The following is a 20,651-nucleotide window of genomic DNA, read 5'->3' on the forward strand; positions in this document are numbered from 1 at the left end:
TCAGCGTGGAAGACGTGATCGAAGCCTGCGTCGAGGCGTTGCTGGAGGACAGTGAGCGCCTTGGCCGACTTGAGCGCGCTCACGTAGTGCAGGTGGCCAGCCGCCGGGGTATTGATCCACAGCGGTTGGGCCGTGTCCTGGCCGTCCTGCGTGAGCACGGGGTGCTGAGCGAAGAAGCGCAGAACAACGCTTTGGCCAGTGGCGGAGCCGAGGCGGACGCCAGGCCCACGGGATTCAGCGGTCGAGAACAGTCGGACGCCTACCCGGGGCGGCTGGGACGTCATCGGATCTTGGCGGCCGAGGAAGAGGTGGCGCTGGGGCGACGCATCCAGATGGGGCTGCGGGCGGAGGAGTCTCTGAGGACGGAAGAGCCCGCGGTCGACTGTGAGGCGTCCGGTGATGTGGCTGAGCTGATTCGTGACGGCGAGGAAGCTCGCAAGACACTGGTCCGGCACAACGTACGCCTTGCTATCGACATCGCGAGGCGCTATCTGGCGAGTGCTGGCGACCTGGAACTGGATGACTTGATCCAGGAAGGGGTTCTCGGTCTCAACCGCGCGGCGGAGAAGTTCGATCCGACCATGGGTTACAAGTTCTCGACGTACGCGAGTTGGTGGGTGCGGCAGTCGGTAACCCGGGCCATCGCGAACACCGGCTCCGTGGTGCGCTTGCCGGTGCATGTCCGTGACGACCTGCGCCGCGTGGAGCAGTACGCGCGACGTTTCGAGGAGCGCAATGGGCGTTCCGCCACCGTGGTGGAACTGGCCGAGGGGTTGGGGGAGAAGCCGGAGAATATCCGCGCACTGCTGGACTACTCCGCCCCGGTTATCCACCTGGATGTTCCGGTAGACGAGGAGGGCGGCGCCACGCTCGGCGATTTGGTACTCGCATCCAAGGTGGAACGGCCGGAGGACGAGATCATTCGGCGGCTCTTGAAGGATCAGATCTTGGGGACGATCGGCGCCATGCTCACTGACGCCGACCCACGCTTGGCGCGGTTGTTGGAGGGACGGTTCGGCCTGGACGGCGAGGATCCCATGACGCTGGAGGCGCTGGGCAAGGAATTCGGCTGCACTCGTGAGCGAGTGCGGCAACTGGAGAAGAAATTGCTCGAGCGTCTGCGGGGTAGCTGCCGCCTTAAGCGGCTGACGCTGGAGTTTTTGGCGATGGAGGCGGCGTGACGCAGGACGCGGTGGATGCACAGAGCCGGTTCGTGGACTGGCTCGACAGCCAGGTAACCGCGGAGGGTCGAGGCGATCGGGACGACGTCCTGGACGCGGACCCTGCCGGGGTGTACTGGTTGGGTCGGCTGGCTCCGGAAAGCGAGGCGGCCACAGTACGCAGGGAGCGGCGCATGGACCCATGCGCGATTGGCCTGCGAGTGCGGCCTGAGGGCGAGGGGCCATGGACCTTGCGGGCGCGCGTGCGGGCGCTGGCCTGGAACCAGGTGCGGGGTTCGGAGGGACGAGGCGAGAAGTGGGAGAAGACGGCGTCGATCGACGTAGTGTTGCCGATCGAAGTCCCCTTGGGCGCTGCGGGAGCGGCCTTCGGCGGGCGCCAGATCGCCGAGGCCCTTGATGCCGCGGGGGCGGTGGGCTCGTGTGCGGAAGTGCGCGTGACAGATGAGTCCTGGCGCGGCAGTCCTGAGCTCGTAGTGGAACTCGTGAACACCACGCCTGAGGGTTCACGTCAGCGAGGCGAGCGCCATCTCTTCGAGGTGGAACTGACGGTCCTCGACCTGTTGACCACTCCCTTCCTGCTCGAATCCCTGCCCGAGAGTTTTCGCTACGACCGGCGCCTGCCGGCCATCGGCATCAACTGTGGCGTTGCTGTCCGGAGCGCCAATGAACTTGTAACGACCGATCAAGTGGTTGTTGATCGATACCGTCCTGAATACACCTTTGAGCGAACCGACGCACGGCTCCTGCCGTTGACCTTCGAGAACCTTGCCCAAGAACCGGTGGCCACCCTCGCGCGACTGGTAGAGGCGTACGAGGCATGGGGGCTTGAGCACTGGTCTTCGGAAGCCTTGCAACGCCGCGCCACAGAGGAATCTTGGAAGCCGGAGATGCTTCAAGAAGCCGTGGAAGCCGCTGCGGAGCATGCGGCCGAACTCCAGCGGCTACGTGCGGGCGCGGCCGTTCTGGAACGGGACGCCGATCTACGCCAAGCCTTCCAGCTCATGAACCGTGCCATGCGCCGCGCGGCCCGTGGGCGCTACGCCGGCTGGCGCCCGTTCCAGATCGGCTTCATCCTCTCAGTGCTGCCCTCCCTGGTGAATGAAGGTGAAGACTGGCAGCAGGTGGAGATCGTGTGGTTCGCCACCGGTGGCGGCAAGACCGAGACGTATCTCGGTCTGCTCGTCCTAGCCGCCTTTTACGATCGGCTACGCGGGAAGCTCGCAGGCATCACGGCCTGGAGTCGATTCCCGCTACGCATGCTGTCCCTCCAGCAGACCCAGCGCTTCGCGGATGCCCTGGCCGCAGCCGAGCTGGTGCGTCGCGAATGCATGATCGGTGGAGAGCCTATTTCCCTGGGTTACTTCATCGGCGCTGGCGCGACCCCGAACGAAGTCCCTACCGCGCCCACGGATCACAACCCCATCGACGTGGACGAACCTCGTATGGCGGACCGTTACCAGGTCCTCACCGCCTGCCCATTCTGCGGGTCCAAGGAGATCCGCATGAAGTTCCACCGCGGTGACTGGACCCTGCGTCACCTGTGCGTCGCGACTGGGTGCCCCAGCGAAGGCAAGCCGCTACCGGTGTACGTCGTCGACCAGGAGATCTATCGCTTCCTGCCCACCGTCGTTATCGGCACGCTGGACAAGGCCGCTCTGATCGCCATGCAGGGAGGCATGCGGGGATTCTTCGAGGGGCCGGCCGGGCGCTGTTCACGTCCCGGCCATGGGTTCACTTACGCGAAGCGAGCCAAACGGCCAACCGGCTGTCTGGTCCCCGATTGTCCTGGTGACACCACCCCCCTGGCAGCTCGGGACCGCGCGCGATTCGCCCCCTCCTTCCGACTGCAAGACGAACTGCACCTGCTCCGGGACTCCCTCGGCGCGGTGGACTCTCACTACGAGTCGTTGCTGGACGCCTTGCAGACGGAACTCACCGGCCGAGCCCCGAAAATCATCGCCTCGTCGGCGACTCTCACTGGATTTGAGCGCCAGGTGAAGGTCCTGTACAACCGACGAGGGCGTGTCTTCCCGGTTCCAGGGCCTTCCGCTCGCGAGTCCTTTTGGTCTCGTGAGACGGATCGGCTGCTGCGCAGGTTCGTCGCGGTGTGGCCGCGCGGGGTCACACTCGAGTGGGTTTCAGACCGCACTACGACCATCCTCCAGCAATCCGTACGCCGCTTGCTCGACGAGCCCCAGGCCGTATGCGCTCAGGCAGGCGTCGACCTCGTCCACGTGCCCATGCTCCTGAACCTCTACGGCACTCATGTCGTGTATGGCAATACCGTGCGCGATGTCGAGGCCGCCCGGCGCTCTCTCGGAACCCAGGTCCCCGTAAGCCCACTCAACGCCGCCCAACTCACAGGGCAGACTCCTTTCGAAGAAGTGCGCGAGACCCTGCAGCGCCTCTTGCGCCCGGAGGCCAACTTCCTGGAGCGCCTGCACGTCGTCACTGCGTCCTCGATGATCTCGCACGGCGTGGACGTCGACCGGCTGAACGTGATGACGGTGCTCGGTGTGCCGCTGACAACCGCGGAGTTCATTCAGGCTACGGCCCGCGTAGGACGCGCTCATCCCGGCTTGGTTTACGTCATCCACAAGATCGGCCGCGAACGAGACTCCGCCGTCTTCTCCCAGTTCCGGCCCTTCATCGAGCAGGGCGACCGCTTCGTGGAACCCATTCCCATCACCCGCGCCAGCCGTCGTGTACTGGAGTTGACTACCAGCGCGGCAATCGAGTCCCGCCGTCTGTTCGTCCACGAACCGCGTTCTGCTGGCGGACGGTTGACCACCGTGGACCTGCTTCGCAAGTTCACCACCCAGACAGGCTTGACCGCCGAGGAGGAGGCCAGAGCTTGCGCCGCCGCCCTGGGCGTGGCTGAACAACACCATCTGGCCTTGTCCGACGTTTCCCGGCAGCTCGAGACTTACTTCATGCGCCTCGAGAACCCCGGAGACGGAGCCAAGTGGCCCAACCAGCTGCTCGCGCGCGCCCCCATGCGTTCCCTGCGCGATGTCGAAGCCCAGATCCCCGTCAGCGACGACTAACCACAGGGAAGGCACAGCGATGAAGGACGAGCGCAGCGGATCCCAGATCCTCTACAGCTTCCTCCCGCAGCAGACCGCTGACCTCAAGGGCGGAATCTGGCGCACCACCGAATGGAAGGACCCGCGCCCCGTTGATGTCGAGGACTCGATCATCAGAGGCCGCCTAATCTCCGAACTCGAGGGCTGGGTGGGCCGCGGCTTGGACGCCACTGCGGTGAACTACCTACGCGCGGGCGGTCCGGTCGAAGTCGTCGGCGTTAATCCCGAACGAGGAGTGCGCGTCGAGCGCTTTCCCTTGGTATGGGTGTGCAGAGTGTGCCGGCGTGTAGAGACCGGCGCCGCCAAGACCTGCCAGTGCGGGAATAATCACTGGCGACAGCTGCACTTCGTCGGATTCCACGATTGTGGACTGCTGGAGCAACCAGCGATTCCTCTATGCCGTGAGCATCGGCAGGTCCGCATGCCCCACCAGTCGAGCATGGACGCCGCGCGCATCCGATTCGAGTGCCCCGTCTGCCAGAAGGAGATCCAGAAAGGCTTCGCATGGCGCAAGTGTCCCTGCGGGCGTAGGTATTCCGAGGCCAAGAACGCTGAGTACCTGCGCTACAACGTCCATCGATCCGCCAGCGTTTATACGCCCCAGACCTTCACGCAAATCAACCCAGCAAGCCGCGCCGCGATGCGCCGTGTAACCGAGTCTGGGGGACCGCGTCGTGCCTTGGTTTGGGCCTTGGGTGGTTTTGATGACTCCCGGCCAGGCGCGGGGCGCCAGACCGAGACCTCCCTAGTCGACCAGCTCGTCGCTTCTGGGCTGACCCGCGCGGTTGCCGAGAAGATGGCCGCTGTGGCTGGCGAAGCAGGTGAACTGGGTGCTGAGGAAGACCTCGGCGAACTCGCCAGTGCCCCCAGCCTGCAAATCGAGGCCGCTGAACGGGAGGCCGTAGACGTCGCCTTGGCGGCGACCGAGAAGGGCTCCCGCCAGCGCATTGCCGACCTCATCACCCCTGCGACTCCGCTCGCCGTTCGAACCCGCTATGAAGGCGATTATCCTGCGGCTCTGCGGCGCGCTGGCCTTTCGGGGGTGGATCTGTTCACAGATTTCCCCGTCCTCAAGGCCGTATACGGGTATACAAGAGGCGGAGGCGAGCCTGGTAACTCCCGCCTTAGTCTGTTCACGGGAAAGAGCGGACGACGAATCTATGCTGATCTACGATCCACTGAGGCGCTGTTCTTCCGCCTCGATCCGCTCCTAGTCCACACCGTCTTGCGTCAACGCGGGCACGTGCTCCCGCCAGCAACTGACGCGCGCACCGCCCGCACTGTTCTCGCCGCCCACGTGACCCCGCCTTCTCGCTTTAGTGACCCGGAGGACGCCTCGCCTGTCGGCCGGGACCTTCTCACCCTTATCCACTCCTACGCACACCGGGCTATCCGTCAACTCGCTGTCTTCGCTGGTGTCGACCGAGAAGGACTGGGCGAATACCTCATCCCTCGACACAACGGCTTTTTCGTTTTCGCTGCCAGCCGCGGCGATTTCGTCCTGGGTGGCCTGCAAGCTGTCTTTGAGAATGACCTACACATTCTGCTCGGCAGCATCGCCGGCGCCGAATCCAGGTGTGCCATGGATCCGGCCTGCGAACGTAATGGCGGCGCTTGCCCCGCCTGTTTGCACCTAGGCGAGCCAGCGTGTGACCACTTCAATCGATACCTGAACCGCACTGCCCTTTTCGGCCCCGACGGCTTCCTCGCCACCACCGCACACCACAAGTCATAACTTGAACGCCATCGCCTCGGCGCTCGCCCTTCCAGCCAGGTGGGGCGAGCGCTGGCCTCATCCTCCAGGACCTTGGCCTGCGGAGCTGGGCGGCTGTGGATGATCCGGAGGGTCGTGATCTATGGCATCGTGGTCAGGTCGGGATTATCGATCATGGAGCGGTGCAGGTGATCGAGATCGACGCCGCAGTGATTCGCCAGCTGAGTATGACGCTCGCGCACGTGCTGGGGGATCGTCTCACCGTCCCTGGTCGTGATCACGATGCCGGGGCGGGTAGGTGAGTCGATGGCCTCGTTCAGCGCTGCCCAGATGAGGTCCTTCAGGACCCCGGCCTTACCCCAGCAGATGTAGCGCGTGGCGTTGCCGTCAGTGGCGAGACAGTGGTTGGGCTTGCCCTCTACCGTGTCCGGGACCACGGACCAACCAGCTCCGCAGAAGAACTGGACAACCTCGTCCGCCCCGCGGAAACGGCGGCGGACGTACGGGACGAAGTTGCCGATACCCTCCTGAGCCCTGGCGTACTCCTTCATCGGTACGTCCTTGATCCATACCCGGACGTCCTGGTCGCTGGCAAACCTTCGCAGCTCCCCGCCAATATCTGGGTCATCGAACCATCGGCGGTACTGAGCGGTCTTCCCGGGATTGCCCAGGAACTCCCAATCCAGCTCGTCGGCGGTGCGGTACATGCTGAGGAGGATGCGACGTCGAAGAGCTTCCGGAAGGTTGAGCTGCGGCAAGGCGGTTACTCCAAGGCGGCGAGGGCGGACGGGAACTGCAGGCGGTGCTCGTCGTACGCGGTTTCGAGACTGGCCGCGTCCTTGATCCACTCTTCCATAAGGGTCGCAACCCGTTGGTCGTTGAACTCAATTTGTGATGGGGCGACTTGGTCCAGGACTTCGACCTCACCACCCTCCAGGCTTCGCTTCATGTTGAGGGCCGCCGCGATGCGGCGTAGATCGCTGACGAAGTCGAGCACCGTCACCCGCTCCTTGCCCTCCCGGAGTCGCAACCCCCTTCCCAGCTGCTGGACGAAGATGCGCCGGGAGTGAGTAACCCGGGCGAAACAGAGGATGTTGACGTCGGGGACGTCCACCCCCTCATTGAGGATGTCAACCGAGGTGAGGATGGGGACGTCGCCGCTACGGAAGGCTAGGAGGCGGCTTTGCCTCTCACGTTTGGCCAGGCCGGCGTGCAGGGCCAGGGCCCCGGACCACAAGGGGGTGCGACGCAGTAGTTCGGCTAGTCGCTCGGCGTGCTCAACTGTGCGGCAGAACACGATGGCTCGGGGATTGGCGGTTGCTGCCCATGCGGCAGCCAGCTCATCTCGGATGGACTCGTCCCGCTGTGGCAGGAAGAGACGGGTGTTGAGGTCAGCTAGGCCGTACTCGTGCTCGCTAGCCGCTTTCACGACATCCCAGTCGACGTTGTCGACGAACAACCGGTAATCCACCTGTGCCAGGTAACCCCGACGCATGCCCTCCTCGATGCCGAGCGTGTAGCTCGCCGGCCCGAAATGGTGGCTGATGTCGTGCGAGTCTCCCCGCCAAGGTGTGGCCGTGACTCCGAACTGCCTAGCGGTAGACAGCACGTCGAGCAACTCGTCGTACTGACCGTCCTCGCCGACGTGGTGAGCCTCGTCAACCATGACGAGTGCCGGCCGGTAGCCGAAGCGGGCGGCTGGCAGAGCGGAGCCCACCGTGGCACACGTCACTCCGGACAGGTCATCCGGGCGGGTGTCCCCAGTCAGGAGACGGGTCGGGATGTCCTTGGGGAGGTGTCGCCAGAGGGCGCGCTCCAGCTGCTGGACGAGATCCTTGGCATGAGCGACTACGAGAACCTGATCCGATGGGTGACGGCGGAGGTGCGCCGCGATGACCTCGCCGCCGACCACGGTCTTGCCGAGCCCCGTAGCCAGGATGAGCAGGGCGCGTCCATGTGAGTCCAGGTCCTTGTCCAGGGCCCAAAGAGCCTCGGCCTGGTAAGGGCGAGGCGTCACCTCCCCGAAGCGGGGCGGGACCCCTTCGAAGCTGCGGGCGAGGTGACCGCCCTCCCAGAGGTGGATGCTGGGACGGATACGGGACAGAACGTCGACTCGGCGCCGGGCTTCCGAGCTGAAGCGGCTGTTGGTTACGACGACTGCCTGATGCGCGCTGTAGTGGTCTCGCGCGTTGTCGACCTCGTCCACGGCGTCAGCGCCGACGACCCCCCGTCGCTTCCACTTGCACTGGAAGACCCACAGCTCTCCCTTCCGACGAGCGAGGACGTCGCCACCCTCGTCACCGGAGCCATCGATAACGGCGACGTCCGTGAAACCGAGATGCCACAGGAGCCGCTCGACGCGCCTGGGGAACTGCAGTGGCCCGGCGTCGAGAAGTGGGCCCGGGTCCAGGAAGCTGTGCATCGCCTCTCCGATCCTCAGCTGTCGTCCGCGAGGTCGCGGGCGATCAAGCGGCAGCTGACGCGAATACGCCCCAACTCTTCTGGAGTGACCTTCGGCCGGTGCTGTGCGAGGAGCGCCAGGTCGCTCAGAGGGTTCATCAAGCGTTCCACGATCAAGTCACGGGCGTCCGAGGCCGACAGCGCGGCATAGGAGCGTCGGAAGACCTTTCCGTCCATAAAGAGGGCCGGCGACTCGCTGATGACGCGCAGGACGGCACTGGCGGGAGCGAAACGGATGAAGTCGCCATTGTTCACCGCCTCGTTCCAGTCGAGCCCGGGCTCGGACTCCAAGGCGAAACGCTCCTCAGCGGCCTCCCTCTCGTCCGCTCGTAGTTGCAGCCAGTGAACAGCAGGGGTCTCCGCGATCACCGGGGCCATCAGGGTGCGGATCCGCTCCAACAACCGCTCGGCCTCGTCGGCCATCGCGGTCGGGGTGAGGCGGGGGCTGGAGGAGCGCTCTTTGAACAGAAGCAGCAACTGCGACAGCGGCGTGGAGTTGTCGTTCTGCCGGACGCGCATGTACTCGGCCGTCTCCAACAGCGCGATGTCACGCATGTCCGCCCCGTGCTCTCGGTAGAGCTGGTGATCGGAGTCGACGAAGACCTCCAGCTGCGGAGAGCGCAGCATGATGGCGAAGGCCGGGGTCTCCTGATCCTTGGCGTTGGTGAGTCGTTGGTTCCGCACGGCCCAGACCCTCAGTTCGATCCGACCCATCTCGGGAATCAAGTACTCGCCGGCGAGGTCGGGGAACTGGTCCGCGTTGTCGCGATAACGCTGCAGCCGTTGTTCGAAGGTTTCTGCCGGCGCCGGATCGTCGGCCGGCGGTACGTCCTCTGCCCCGGGGACTTCCTGATCGTCGTCCTCCTCGCCAGGAGTTACGGGCCCAAGGCCCGGCAGGAGCTCGTCGGTGTCGCTGTCCGAGTCGGAACCCGGGTCGTCCTGGTGCGGATGATCGTGGCTGTAGGCGGCTTCGTACCAGATGTCGTCGCTCTGGTAGTCGGGATGGTCGTCCCGAAACAGCTTCGCCCACTGGACGGTCTTCTCGTGGATGGCTTCCTTGCCGTTTCCGGGTACCAAGTAGTTCAGGCCGGGGTCCTGGCGGCGGAAGCCCGAGTACAGGAGCGCGAGCGGACTGTCGTTCTCCGGTAGCTGGCGCCGCTTGGCGATCTCCGGTCGCAGCGGGCTTTCCCCACGAATGGCCCGCAGCACCTGGTGCCACTCGGCGGTCTCGAACTCGAAAGCTGTCTTCTGGTAGTTCGGGGTGACGTGGTCGCAGTGAATCTCCCCGACGATGCGCCCAGTCGCCGCTTTGGAGTCGATCGGATACTCGAGTTCCGGCTCGCCGAGGCCATCCTCGTCGGTCCAGTAGAAGACCCGCTTGTCCTTGAGGAGGATCTTCCGGCCGTTGCGCAGGAAGTCGATGCCATAGTCCGTGCGGTGCACGTAGCGCTGGATCCCGAGCCAGCCCCAGATACGGCGGGAACGAACCTCAAGCCGGTCCTGGTCACACTCACGGCAGCGATCAACGTCGAGCGGGTTCCAGTACCCGCAGGCCATGCACGCCTTCTTGTCCGAGAGGGGGACGTCTATGCGCTGAACGGCGCTGATCTCAACGCCTCGCCGTGTGACGGTGCGCTTCTCATCCCAGACACACGGCTTCCTGGGAGGCAGCTTCTTGCCGTTGATCGTCAGTCGGAAGCCCCGCTCGGTGAGGAGGTAGCTGTACACATCACCCAGCTTTTCCCTGATCACCTTGAGGGCGTTGGGGCGACGAAGCGCCTCGAACTGCTCTCCCTTGAGGTCGCTGATGGTGATGACGGTCCCGTGCTCAGCAGGGTTCGCCTTGGGCACCTGGCGGTACGGAGCCTGGTACGCGGCTGACGCCTCGATCTGCGGAAGATCAAGCGTGACCTCGGTCCAGTAGGAGTCGCCGGAACGCCCTGTACGGACGACCGTCTTGCGACCGAGGCGGGCTGTCGCGATGTTGAAGCCCATGCCGAACAGACCGAGCGCGCCGTGTCGGCCGTTTCCGCTCCAGCCAGCGCTGATCGCATTACGCACCTCGTCCAGACTCATGCCTCGGCCGTTGTCCTGGACGATCACTTCAGCCGTAGACCGGGAGTCCTGCGCGGTCGGCAGCGAGATGCTCACGGTGGGCCTCTCGCCGCCCGTCTCGGGAGAGGACTGGAACACGTCGAAGGCGTTGTCCACGAGCTCGGCGAGGCACTGCCAGGCCGCGAACTCGATGTCTCCCAGGACACCGAGGATGCGGGGGTGCGGCATCACGTTGATGTACTGGCCCTCAGACATGCGTCGTCGCTCCCCGGGTGACCGCGTCGTCCTTGATGAAGTGCGTATGACCGGCGGGGAGTGAGCTTCGCGTTGCCCGCGACTCGCCCCCCCAGATACCTCGCGTCAGCATGCGTTTACTCTACTGACGCCCACTGACAATCAGTTCGGGATCCGCAGGACCAGCCCGCGCACCAGCGGCGACGCACCGCCGACGATCCTTCCTCACGCATGCCAGACTGGTTCTCATGATCCGAGAGCCCGCCGAGGTAACCATCGATGAGAACGGTCGGGTCGAGCTGCCCGTGGGCCTACTGGCGGAGGCCGGCCTTGGATGCGGCAGCCGTCTGCTCGCCTATAGCGCGGGCGACGGCCGCATCGTGCTACGTCGCGCTGAGGACGCCGTCGCCGACCTTCTGGGAGATGGCGACCTGTGAAGCACGCGTCTTAAGGAGCCGTGACCCGGCGCCGCGCCCTCACAAGGGCGATGATCTTGTCAGCCGCCTCCGATGGGTCCTCGTGCTCCCAGACCCGCACAGGCAGCCACCCCGACTGCTCCAACAGACGGTTGGTCTCGGAATCCCTCGCGCGGTTCCCCTCGATCTTGTCTCGCCAGAACTCCTCGTTCGTTCCCGGCCACCGGCAGTGATCCGGACAGCCGTGCCAGAAGCACCCATCCACGAACACGGCCACCCTCACGCCGGGGAAGGCCACGTCAGCGGTTCGCCGCACACTCGCCATAGGGCGATGCGAGACGCGGTATCGCACGCCCCGCTCATGCAGGTGTTTGCGTAGGAGCTTCTCCGGGGTCGTGTCACGTGATCGGTTACCCCGCATGGAGGCACGAACCGAGCGGCTCGCCGCCCAGGACGACGCCGGCGTTTCCTCCTCGGGCAGCACGTGGCCACGCTCGATTGCCCTGCGCCAAGCCTCGGCGAGGTTCTCGCGTCGGGTGGCGTGGTCGACCTCCCCGAGGTACACGGGCTTTCGCGTGGTCCCCCTGTCCGACCAGCGCAAATAGGCCCGGATCCGGCGGGTCTTGGTCAGCATCTTAAGCTCGACGGACGCGCGCGCTCGGCGGCCATCGCCCAAGTCTACCCAGCGCCGGTCCGGCCCGCCTGCGGCTTTGTCCTGCTCCGCCGTCGCTTGAGCCCTCGTCCTGCCAGGCCGCCCTTTCCAAGCCCGCTCGGGTGGCTGCTTGTCTTTCCAGCGGGCCTGGCGTGGAGTCGCTTTCGCGGAGGTCACCGTGTGCTCCGCGCGTTGTCCAAGGCGGTAGCCACTGCCTTAGCGAAGACCTCACCCAACAGAACGGGAACGGCGTTCCCGAGTTGACGCATCTGCTCTCCTCGTGGACCCTCCAGCACCCAATTGTCCGGGAACGTCATCACGCGAGCCGTCTCCCGGACGGTCATGTACCGGTGCTTGTACCTCCATCCGCCCGGAGCGGAGGGGTCGCGAACGCGGTCGTCAGTCAGCATCACCGACTCACCGCCCGGCACCCCGTGGACGCCCGCCTTCACCGTTTTCGCCGGGCGGTCCAGCTCGTTGGGAGTGTGCCCCTTGTAGATGCGCGCGCCGGGCCAGCCGATGTGGTTCGTCACGCCTCCCAGGTAGCGCTCCTGTCGGTCGAGGTGTGCCCAGGGAACGGGCGGCAGGGGCGGCTCACCGTTCAGTCCGGCGAGCGCGTCACGGAATGTCCTCCAGGGAAGGAGTGACGCCTCCTCGGTATCGAAGGCGGTCTGCTTCGGCAGCTCCGCCATGACTCGATCGCGGACGTGGTCCGGCACTTGGTGGCGGTCCCAGTAGTCGCCCTCCCGCATGGAGCGGACCAGGGCGGCATGTGAGTGGGTGGGCTTCACGCTCCGCTCGAACGCCTCAATGTCCACCCCGAGGTCTCGGCGGAAGGCGACGATGATCACCCGGTTCCTGACTTGCGGTACCCCGTAGTTCGCCGCGTTGACGGTCGTAGCGACGACGTCATACAGCTCGTGGCCCCCGGACGGATCGGAGGCACGGCCGGCCTTCAGGTCGGCATCGTAGGCACGCAGTAGCGCGTCGTGCTCCTGCCAGGTGCTGTCCGGATCGCGTTCCAGGTAGGGGTAGGCCAACTCCCGCAGGATGTATTGGAAGTAGGGCTCGAAGGACTTACGTCGAAGACCGACCACGTTCTCGCAGATGACGGCCTTCGGCTGGATCTCACGAACGGCACGGAACATCTCCGGGAACATGTTCCGCTTGTCCTCGTCCCCCTTGGCGATCCCCCCCAGGCTGAACGGCTGACAAGGCGGCCCGCCGGCCAACACGTCCACCTTGCCACTCAGGTACTTCATGTCGAGCGCGCGGACATCGCCTTTGACGAGGGGGACGGGCCCGCCAGGCTCCGGGATCCACTCCTCCGGGCCCCGCTCCTTGGCGCCGTTCGCCTCCAGCGTCTCGCAGGCGCGTGTGGCGACCTCGCTGTAAAGGAGCGGCCTGAAACCCGCCCGCCCGACGGCCATGGCCAAGCCGCCACCGCCGGCGAACAGCTCCACCGCCGTACGGTCAGGAGATCGTTCTTCTTGCTGCTCAGACATTGTAAAACCATACCGCGGAGTGGGTCCCTCTGGGAAGCGGAGTGCACTGATTCAACATTCGAGTCAAGAGCGCGCAGGCGTGTGCGAGGCCGTCTGGGGGCGGCGACCGTCTCCGAGAGGCATCGAGGCACCGACACACACAGGTGGTGAGAAGCGCGGCTTCGCCACTACCAGCCGGAGGGCCGTAGCCTCGGTGCATGAGCGTGCGCTACGAGAGCAAGGGGGCTCCGCTGGAGCATTACCACCTGACGCCCGCGGACCACCGCCGGCAAGAGGTAGCCGTGCGCATCGCGAGTTGGGTCCAGAGTCAAGTCGCCAAGGCTCCGCCCCTGAGCCCTGAGTCAAGGGAGCGATTCAGGAGCTGCTGCTTGCGGACGGCCCACGGTGTCGGGCTCTCGCCGATGTCCTGGGCTCCGCTGGGCAGGGGTCACTGGCTCTGTCAAAAGGGCCCTCCGTTGTCAGTCCTGCTGGGTACAGTCCTGGTCCCGACATCAGAGGAGGGCAAGCGGCGTGCCCGTCGACAGCGAGCAGTTCGCACGCATTATTGCGCAGCTCAGGGAGGAACTACCGTCCCTTGCTGACGAGCTGAGCCAGGAGGTTCGGCAAGGTCGAGTGGCTTCTGAGCAGCGGCTCAAGCAGGAGGGGGAGTACGAGGCCCGTGCCAGTCGTCTAGCTGAGGCTGAACTTCCGCCACTCGGCAAGACTGACATCGCCGTACTCCCGTACACCGACGAGGAGCGGATTGAGCTGGTGAGATCGGCCCTTCTCACCATGGCCGAGACGATGTATGCGTCACGCAAGGCGCTACTGGACCTCGCTGTGGAGCGCGAGATGGAGACAACCATCCGATTCGGCGATCCAGAGCTGGAGCCACCCACGTACCTTGACCTCAAGGCTGAGACGGAGCGTGCACGCATAGCTCGCAGAATCGTCCGCGAACTGCTGTCTGACGAGACCGATGTCATCGCGGAGGTTCAGTGAGCAGGAATGGCCTGGTTCAGGCTATTGAGCAGGCGATCGGTGCTCTACAGCCTGTGTACCGAAACAACGCCGACGAGTCGGATCTATACGAGGCGTCGCTGCTCGTCGTGTGCGTTGAGGCTGCGAGAGCGGCAGGCGGATCGGTGCTCTTGACCCAGGATGGCACGAACCCAGCCACTGCACTCCGCTTCCGTAGATCGCCGGGGAACCTGTGGTCCGGTGACTTCACGTACGCCATGGTCCGCTTCCCTGGGCTCCGAAAGCAGCTGGAGATCCACCTTGGCGTGTACGTGGCGGCACCCACATCGAAGGTGGCTCACGAGTGTGACGTTGCGGTCCTTGACCAGCAGGAGGCGGAACGGAGCCGTCGGGCCATGGTTCACCCTCGGAGCAGAGGACTCGTAGCCGCAATCGAAGCGAAGTGCTACAGCATCTCGCCATCCCTTGGAATCGGCCGCGGATTTCTTGGACTGGCGCAAGAACTGGGCGGGAAGAAGCTGTCCCTCGTCTTCCCGTCGCAACGCTCAGACACGCTTGGCGCGCTGATAGCCAAGAAGGACAGCGAGGCGTATCCGCAGGTGCTCCCTGGTACGACGGCGGCTGCCCGGCTGCGCTCGCGTCTGGACCAGGCTATTCGGAACTGGATGGATCAGCTGTAACAAGGAAGCGGGTCACGCTTCATCAGCGCCTTGAAAGCAGAGGGGGCGAGCAGAAGGAGGACGGTCGGAAAACGTCCGTAGCGGGGTGGGGCGAGTGGTCCGGGGCTCAGGTCCGGCATCGGTACCCTGGAGCGCATGTCTACTGCCCCGGTTCGCGTTCGTTTCGCCCCGTCCCCGACCGGCATGTTCCATGTCGGTGGTGCACGGTCCGCTCTCTACAACTGGGCGGTGGCGCGACAGTCCGGCGGCAGGTTCGTCCTGCGGATCGAGGACACCGACGCGGCCCGGAACAAGCCGGCGTGGACCGAGGGCATCATCAGTGCGCTCGCGGCGATCGGCATCCATGGCGAGGACCCGGCCTTCGAGGGGCCGTACTTCCAGTCGCACAACGCCGACCGGCACCGGGAAGCGGCTCAGCAGCTCTTCGCGGCCGGCCGGGCGTACTACTGCGACTGCACCCGGGAGCAGCTGAAGGAGCGCACGGGGTCGGAGCACCTCGGGTATGACGGGTTCTGCCGGGACCGGGGGCTGGCCTTCGAGGAGGGGCGGGCGCTGCGGTTCCGGACGCCGGACGAGGGTGAGACCGTCGTGGTCGACCTGGTCCGCGGGGAGCCGGCGTTCCCGAACAGCGCGATCGAGGACTTCGTGATCGCCCGCGGCGACGGATCCCCGGTCTTTCTCATCGCCAACGTCGTGGACGACCTGGATGAGGGAATCACGCAGGTCATCCGTGGTGAGGAGCACCTGTCGAACACGCCGAAGCAGCAGCTGCTGTGGGAGGCGCTCGGTGCCAAGCCGCCCGTGTGGGCGCATCTGCCGGTGATCGTGAACGAGAAGCGGCAGAAGCTGTCCAAGCGCCGGGACAAGGTGGCGCTGGAGGACTACCTCGCCGAGGGCTTCCTGCCCGAGGCGATGGTGAACTACCTCATGCTGCTCGGCTGGGGCCCGGGTGACGACCGGGAGATCAGGCCGTACGAGGAGCTGGAGCAGCTCTTCCGGATCGAGGACGTCAACACCGCGCCGGCCTTCTTCGACGTGAAGAAGCTGACGGCGTTCAACGGCGAGTACATCCGCGCCCTGTCACCGGAGCAGTTCGCCGCCGCCTGCGCGCCGTGGCTCGTCGCCCCGTACGCGCCGTGGCGGCCGGAGGCGTTCGACAAGGACGTCTTCGAGGCTGCGGCTTCCCTGGCCCAGACCCGGCTGGCGCTGCTTTCCGAGATCACCAGCTATGTGGACTTCCTGTTCCTCGACGAGCCGGTCGAGGACGAGGCGTCGTGGAACAAGGCGATGAAGGCGGGCGCCGACGACATCCTGTCGGACGCCCGCGCCGAGCTGGCCGGCATCACGGACTGGAAGGCGGACGACCTGAAGGCCGTCCTGCTCGCCGTCGGGGAGAAGCACGGGTTGAAGCTGGGCAAGGCCCAGGCGCCCATCCGGGTCGCGGTCACCGGCCGGACGATCGGACTCCCGCTGTTCGAGTCCATGGAGCTGCTCGGCCGGGACCGCGTGCTGGCCCGTCTGGACGCCGCCAGCAAGAAGCTGGCCACCCAGGCTTAGCCGCTGGTCAGGCGACCTGCGCCAGGAGGTTGCCCCAGGCGTCGCCGAAGTAGTTCAGGTCGAACCGGGCCAGGGCCTCGTACCTCGCCTTGGCCTCGGTGTGGCGTGTCGCCGCGCGCTGCCGGATCTGTGCCGGGAGGCGGCGGAGGTCCGGGGCCGGCTGGCCAGCCAGCGTGGCGAGGTCGCCCAGGCCGGCCACCGGGCGGATGAGGCAGGGTAGGCCGAGGAGTAAAGCCTCGGCGGCGCAGCGGCTCCAGCCCTCCCGCATCCGCGGGAGGAAGACACCGACGTCACAGGCGCGCAGAAGACGCAGGTACCGCTCCCGCTCGACGTCGTAGTGCGCGCTGTCGAGGCCGATGGTGTTGCTCCCGCTTGTGATCACCCGCAGTCCGGGAACGCCGGCCAGGGCTGCCGAGACCTCCTCGGTCCCCTTCCAGTGCACGGCCTTGCCCGCGTAGACGCCGATCACGTCGGGTGGCAGGCCGAACTCGGCGCGGCAGTCGGCCCGGTCATAACCGCGTGCCTGCTCTACTTCGGCCATGTCGAAGGCGTTGTAGATCACCCGTACGTTGCGGACGCCGCGGGCGCGGAGCTGGTCGGCCCAGTACGGGGCGACGCACACGACGGCGGCGCACTGCGGCAGAACGCGGAACAGCCGCTCCCAGAGCATGGCCTCGATGGGGGCGGAGTCATGTTGGAGCGGCTCGTAGTGGTGCAGGAGGAACACCGTGCGGGCGCGCATCTCGGGCGTGAACAGCAGCAGGCTCAGGTCGTCCCACACGAAGGTGCCGGTGGTGCCGTGGAGCGCCCGTATGGAAGGGGCCAGGCGGGCGAGGTGGCGGAGCTTGCGCCAGCGGCGGACCCGGTAGGTTCGCTTGTGGTCTGGGACGGTGCGCCATTCTACGTCGTCGGCCGTCACCTCGTGGAGCATCCGTAGGTAGACCCGGCCGCCGGTCCGGCCGACCGGCTCCATCGAGTAGACGACCCGTTTCACGGACGTACCTCCTGTATGTGGTGGACGTACTCGGCGTGCAGGCGCGCGTGCATGGTCTCCAGATGGGGGTCGAGGTCGCGGGCGGCGTCGGCGAGGGGGAGGTGGAAATCGCCCAGGGTCTGGAGGAACCGTCGGCGCCGGTCGAGGTTCGGGGACGCGGTGAGGTCTTGGAGGTTGTGCAGGCGGTCGGCGAGCCGGACGAGGAGGTCCTCGGGCGGGAGTGCGGCCTGTTTCGCGCGCCAGCGGGTCTCGTCGCCGACGGACTTCGTGCGCTGTTCGAGGCGGTGGTCGGCCGTCATGGCACGCAGGCGAGCGGTGAACGGGCCGCCGAGGTGATGGACGAGCAGTGCCTCCGCCTCAGGGGACACCTCCAAGGCGTCATGGAGGAGAGCGAGGAGGAGGGTCTCGGGGCGCCGGACGCCGATCTCCGTTCGCAAGAGCCTGACGACGGCCAGAGGGTGCTCCAGGTAAGGCGTGCCCTGGTCGCGGGTGTGGCCGTCGTAGACCGTGAGAGCGAGGCCGGCGGCCACGCGGGCGCGGGACTGCTCGTTCAGGCTCCACGCCGCGGCACCGAGCACGGTCAGGACGTGGTCGAGATCGATGGGATCCATCCGCCTCACCTCGTACGAAGGGACGCGGCACGGGGATCGGGGACGTGGTCGGCGAGCAGCAGGGTGTCCCCGACGGCGAGGGCGTCAAGGCGCAGCTCCACCGTCGCCGCCACGGCTTGCTCAGCGGTCCGCAGGATCGGGGCGCCTTTGCGGTTGAAGGATGTGTTCAGCAGCAGCGGCAGTCCGGTGAGGTCGCGGAAGCGCTCAAGGAGATCGCGCAGGCCCTGGTGGTCGGCGGCGACGGACTGGACGCGGGCGGTGCCGTCGTGGTGGGTGACCGCCGCGACTCGGTCGGCTCGGCACCGTCGGACGGTGGCGACACGGTTCATGAACGGGTCGCCCGCCGACATGAACCATTCCGTGGCGTGCTCGGCGAGGACGGCCGGCGCGAACGGGCGGTACGCGGCTCGCTTCTTGATCACGTTGAGTCGGTCCCTCGTGGCGGCGTGACCGGGGTGGGCGAGGATCGAGCGATGGCCGAGGGCACGCGGCCCGAATTCGAGCTGCCCCTGCACCCAGCCGACGATGCGGTGCTCGGCGAGCAGTGCCGCCACTGCGGCCGGCAGCCCGAGCCCGAGGTGGGGCAAGGCGTGATAGCCGGGCGGCACCGTTGTCGTTGGCAGCGCGCCCGGGTTCGGACCCCAGGCCGCGTCGGTCGGCACCGGCAGGCGCTCCTGCCCGAGCTGGTAGTGCCAGCCGTAGAGCGCGGCGCCAACGGCTGTGCCGGCGTCGTGCGGGGCCGGTGCGACGAAGAGGGTGTCGAAGCCGCTGTCGGCGGCCAGCTGGCCGTTTAGGTGGGAGTTCAGGGCGCATCCGCCGGAGAACACCAACGTTGAGGCCCGACTGAGTCGTTGCAGGTGGCGGGCGATGTGGACGACCGATTCAGCGAAGATCTCCTGGACGGCGGCGGCCAGGTCGGCACGCTTGTGTTCCGGCTGTTCCGCGACGTTGTCGGCGGTCCAGGCCCGGCCATCAAGCAGCAGCGGTGTGCTGCTGTCCGCCGAACCCCACGGATGATCGATGCGGACCTCGCCCTCGTCTCCGAGCCGGACCAGTTCGCGGACGTGTGCGCCGTAGCGCTGGGGATCGCCGAAAGCGGCGAGCGCCATCATGCTGCCCTCGGGCTCGTCGCCGGGTGGGATCACCCTCCGGGCGAGGTTCCGGTAGAAGTGCCCGAGGGAGGAGTGGACGCGCCGAGGCCCGACCGGGTCCGGCACGACGGCCGGCATGCCCTGGTGGAGGCGGTCGATGCGATCAGGCCACAGGTCGTACCCCGTGATGCGCTCCCGGCCAGGGCCGAAGTCGGATCCCAGGGAGGAGCCGCCGGCGTCGATGACGAGGCCCGCGGCGTGCTCGTGCCCGGAGAGCAGGTAGCCGGAGAGCACGTGGGCCGTGTGGTGGGAGAGAAGGCGGAGGTTTTCGCCGAGCGGGGCGGGCAGGAGGGCGGCGAGTTCCTCCCGCTCCTCGGCCAGCCACCAGCCGGCCGCGGGGTTGGGACGCATGGAGGCCGCCCAGACGGCGTCCACGTCCTCCGGTTCGATGCCGGCGGCCTCCAGGCACCACTGGAGTGCGCGGGTCGGGGCGGTGAGCGTGCCCTTGCGGGTGGGGTGGTTGTGCTTGACGCCGCTCCAGCGCTCCTCCTCGGCGGCGTAGATGCGGCCGTCGACGACTAACGCGGCGGCCGTGTCGTGGTGGAAGTTCAGTCCGAGGACTGCGGGCATGGTGGTGTACCTCCCGGTCAGACGGTGAGGGCGGGGACGAGTGCGGCGCCGGAGTCGGTGTACTCGTGGCAGCGCAGGCAGAACCGGAAGTGGTGCGCGCGCGGCGCGAACACCTTGGCCGCGAAGTCCTCGTCCCAGACGCTGAACTCGCTGTCGTCCTTCGCCATGGCGTTGAAGCAGCGGTAGCAGGACCCGTCCATCTCGATCATCAGGTGCTGGTCGAGGTAGCGGTCGCAGAGGCCGCGCAGCTCGTTCGCCGGCTGGCCCACGTCGACGTGGTGCACGTGGTTGGTGACATGAATGGCGCCGTACTTCTTACACAGCGCCCCGAGCTGCGTGAGCCGGGTGGAACTGATGCCTTCCAGGACGCTGTTGACGACCACGGTCTTGCCGGCTTCGCGGAGGCGGGGCACGACGGCGTGCACCTCGTCGTAGTTCCCGTGTTCGTCGTCGCAGCCGATGAGTATCTGGTCGTAGGTGCGGAGGGTCGCCTCCATGATCGGCTGGTTGCGGGCCAGGGTGATGGCGTTCGTGCCCAGGACCATGACCTTGTCCGGCAACCGCGTGCGGGCGGCGTCGCTGAGCGCCGGGAAGTCCCGATGCACCGTGGGTTCGCCGCCGTTGATGTGCAGCTGCTGGAAGGGGATGGTCTCCAGCCGGGTCAGGATGGTGGAGAACAGGTCCAGGGACATGTTCTCGCCCTGGGCGCCGTCGGCGAAGATGCAGAAGTCGCAGTGCCGGTTGCACTTCGTGGTGATCTTGACCTTGGCCGTTTTGAGGGTGCGGGGCACCGGCGCACGCGGGGTCATTGGCGAGTCTCCTTGG

At 66.4% G+C, this 20,651-nt stretch carries 16 protein-coding genes; 7 read left to right on the forward strand and 9 right to left on the reverse strand.

The window, feature by feature from the left end; translation table 11 throughout:
• Positions 1-5: 5 nt before the first annotated feature.
• From ACF1DX_RS14430 to ACF1DX_RS14440, 3 genes are read left to right on the forward strand one after another with little or no spacing between them, the layout of a single operon-like run.
• Positions 6-1,181, forward strand: coding sequence for an RNA polymerase sigma factor RpoD/SigA (locus tag ACF1DX_RS14430; protein WP_391791491.1), 1,176 nt, complete (start codon positions 6-8; stop codon positions 1,179-1,181).
• Positions 1,178-4,228, forward strand: a complete 3,051-nt coding sequence (locus ACF1DX_RS14435; protein WP_391791492.1) for a DEAD/DEAH box helicase — start codon at positions 1,178-1,180, stop codon at positions 4,226-4,228. The genes ACF1DX_RS14430 and ACF1DX_RS14435 overlap by 4 nt, the downstream gene beginning before the upstream one ends.
• Before the next feature lie 19 nt (positions 4,229-4,247).
• Positions 4,248-6,002 carry a hypothetical protein gene (locus ACF1DX_RS14440; protein WP_391791493.1) on the forward strand — a complete coding sequence of 585 codons (1,755 nt, stop codon included), beginning with the start codon at positions 4,248-4,250 and terminating at the stop codon, positions 6,000-6,002.
• A 119-nt stretch (positions 6,003-6,121) separates the two neighbouring features.
• Here the strand turns inward: ACF1DX_RS14440 and ACF1DX_RS14445 are convergent, their stop codons facing one another.
• Genes ACF1DX_RS14445 through ACF1DX_RS14455 form a run of 3 tightly spaced genes read right to left on the reverse strand, consistent with a single transcriptional unit; the run spans position 6,122 to position 10,751 of the window.
• Complete coding sequence (locus ACF1DX_RS14445; protein WP_132929938.1) at positions 6,122-6,688, reverse strand: hypothetical protein; 567 nt, start codon at positions 6,686-6,688, stop codon at positions 6,122-6,124.
• 56 nt (positions 6,689-6,744) lie between these two features.
• On the reverse strand, positions 6,745-8,403 hold the full coding sequence (locus ACF1DX_RS14450) for a DEAD/DEAH box helicase (RefSeq protein ID WP_391791494.1): 1,659 nt from the start codon (positions 8,401-8,403) through the stop codon (positions 6,745-6,747).
• A 14-nt stretch (positions 8,404-8,417) separates the two neighbouring features.
• Positions 8,418-10,751 (reverse strand): ATP-binding protein, encoded by a 2,334-nt coding sequence (locus tag ACF1DX_RS14455; protein WP_391791495.1) that lies wholly within the window; start codon positions 10,749-10,751, stop codon positions 8,418-8,420.
• Between the two features lie 227 nt (positions 10,752-10,978).
• On the opposite strand from ACF1DX_RS14455, the gene ACF1DX_RS14460 reads away from it, so the two are divergent.
• Positions 10,979-11,167, forward strand: a complete 189-nt coding sequence (locus ACF1DX_RS14460) for an AbrB/MazE/SpoVT family DNA-binding domain-containing protein (protein ID WP_132929941.1) — start codon at positions 10,979-10,981, stop codon at positions 11,165-11,167.
• A gap of 10 nt (positions 11,168-11,177) precedes the next feature.
• Here ACF1DX_RS14460 and ACF1DX_RS14465 read toward each other — a convergent pair whose 3' ends face one another.
• Together ACF1DX_RS14465 and ACF1DX_RS14470 are read right to left on the reverse strand one after the other, a co-directional pair.
• The gene (locus tag ACF1DX_RS14465; RefSeq protein WP_391791496.1) at positions 11,178-11,780 is read right to left on the reverse strand and encodes a very short patch repair endonuclease; all 603 of its coding nucleotides are present in this window, start codon (positions 11,778-11,780) and stop codon (positions 11,178-11,180) included.
• Positions 11,781-11,971: 191 nt separating this feature from the next.
• Entirely contained in the window at positions 11,972-13,261 is a 1,290-nt protein-coding gene (locus tag ACF1DX_RS14470; protein ID WP_391791497.1) for a DNA cytosine methyltransferase, read from the reverse strand.
• Between the two features lie 552 nt (positions 13,262-13,813).
• Between ACF1DX_RS14470 and ACF1DX_RS14475 the strand changes: the two genes are divergently transcribed.
• From ACF1DX_RS14475 to gltX, 3 genes are all read left to right on the forward strand, one after another.
• Complete coding sequence (locus ACF1DX_RS14475; RefSeq protein ID WP_391791498.1) at positions 13,814-14,284, forward strand: hypothetical protein; 471 nt, start codon at positions 13,814-13,816, stop codon at positions 14,282-14,284.
• Positions 14,281-14,943, forward strand: a complete 663-nt coding sequence (locus ACF1DX_RS14480) for a hypothetical protein (RefSeq protein WP_391791499.1) — start codon at positions 14,281-14,283, stop codon at positions 14,941-14,943. Before ACF1DX_RS14475 ends, ACF1DX_RS14480 begins: the two co-directional genes overlap by 4 nt.
• A 183-nt stretch (positions 14,944-15,126) precedes the next feature.
• Positions 15,127-16,500 carry a glutamate--tRNA ligase gene (gene gltX, locus ACF1DX_RS14485; protein ID WP_391791666.1) on the forward strand — a complete coding sequence of 458 codons (1,374 nt, stop codon included), beginning with the start codon at positions 15,127-15,129 and terminating at the stop codon, positions 16,498-16,500.
• A gap of 7 nt (positions 16,501-16,507) precedes the next feature.
• On the opposite strand, the gene ACF1DX_RS14490 is transcribed toward gltX, so the two are convergent.
• Genes ACF1DX_RS14490 through ACF1DX_RS14505 form a run of 4 tightly spaced genes read right to left on the reverse strand, consistent with a single transcriptional unit; the run spans position 16,508 to position 20,635 of the window.
• A complete protein-coding gene (locus ACF1DX_RS14490; RefSeq protein ID WP_391791500.1) occupies positions 16,508-17,494 on the reverse strand; it encodes a glycosyltransferase in 987 nt (328 codons plus the stop codon).
• Entirely contained in the window at positions 17,491-18,105 is a 615-nt protein-coding gene (locus tag ACF1DX_RS14495) for an HD domain-containing protein (protein ID WP_391791501.1), read from the reverse strand. Before ACF1DX_RS14495 ends, ACF1DX_RS14490 begins: the two co-directional genes overlap by 4 nt.
• A 5-nt stretch (positions 18,106-18,110) precedes the next feature.
• Positions 18,111-19,826, reverse strand: coding sequence for a carbamoyltransferase C-terminal domain-containing protein (locus tag ACF1DX_RS14500; protein WP_391791502.1), 1,716 nt, complete (start codon positions 19,824-19,826; stop codon positions 18,111-18,113).
• Between the two features lie 17 nt (positions 19,827-19,843).
• Positions 19,844-20,635, reverse strand: coding sequence for a radical SAM protein (locus ACF1DX_RS14505; RefSeq protein ID WP_391791503.1), 792 nt, complete (start codon positions 20,633-20,635; stop codon positions 19,844-19,846).
• Positions 20,636-20,651 lie beyond the last annotated feature (16 nt).

The sequence above is a fragment of the Streptomyces sp. NPDC014676 genome, from assembly GCF_043084105.1.
Classification (GTDB): domain Bacteria; phylum Actinomycetota; class Actinomycetes; order Streptomycetales; family Streptomycetaceae; genus Streptomyces.

Bases quoted from the DNA above. Each gene is read 5' to 3' on its own strand.
- ACF1DX_RS14445 (WP_132929938.1), bottom strand. From the start codon at position 6,688: ATGTACCGCACCGCCGACGAGCTGGATTGGGAGTTCCTGGGCAATCCC.
- ACF1DX_RS14440 (WP_391791493.1), top strand. From the start codon at position 4,248: ATGAAGGACGAGCGCAGCGGATCCCAGATCCTCTACAGCTTCCTCCCG.
- ACF1DX_RS14495 (WP_391791501.1), bottom strand. From the start codon at position 18,105: ATGGATCCCATCGATCTCGACCACGTCCTGACCGTGCTCGGTGCCGCG.
- ACF1DX_RS14455 (WP_391791495.1), bottom strand. From the start codon at position 10,751: ATGTCTGAGGGCCAGTACATCAACGTGATGCCGCACCCCCGCATCCTC.
- ACF1DX_RS14450 (WP_391791494.1), bottom strand. From the start codon at position 8,403: ATGCACAGCTTCCTGGACCCGGGCCCACTTCTCGACGCCGGGCCACTG.
- ACF1DX_RS14500 (WP_391791502.1), bottom strand. From the start codon at position 19,826: ATGCCCGCAGTCCTCGGACTGAACTTCCACCACGACACGGCCGCCGCG.
- ACF1DX_RS14465 (WP_391791496.1), bottom strand. From the start codon at position 11,780: ATGCTGACCAAGACCCGCCGGATCCGGGCCTATTTGCGCTGGTCGGAC.
- ACF1DX_RS14460 (WP_132929941.1), top strand. From the start codon at position 10,979: ATGATCCGAGAGCCCGCCGAGGTAACCATCGATGAGAACGGTCGGGTC.
- gltX (WP_391791666.1), top strand. From the start codon at position 15,127: ATGTTCCATGTCGGTGGTGCACGGTCCGCTCTCTACAACTGGGCGGTG.
- ACF1DX_RS14505 (WP_391791503.1), bottom strand. From the start codon at position 20,635: ATGACCCCGCGTGCGCCGGTGCCCCGCACCCTCAAAACGGCCAAGGTC.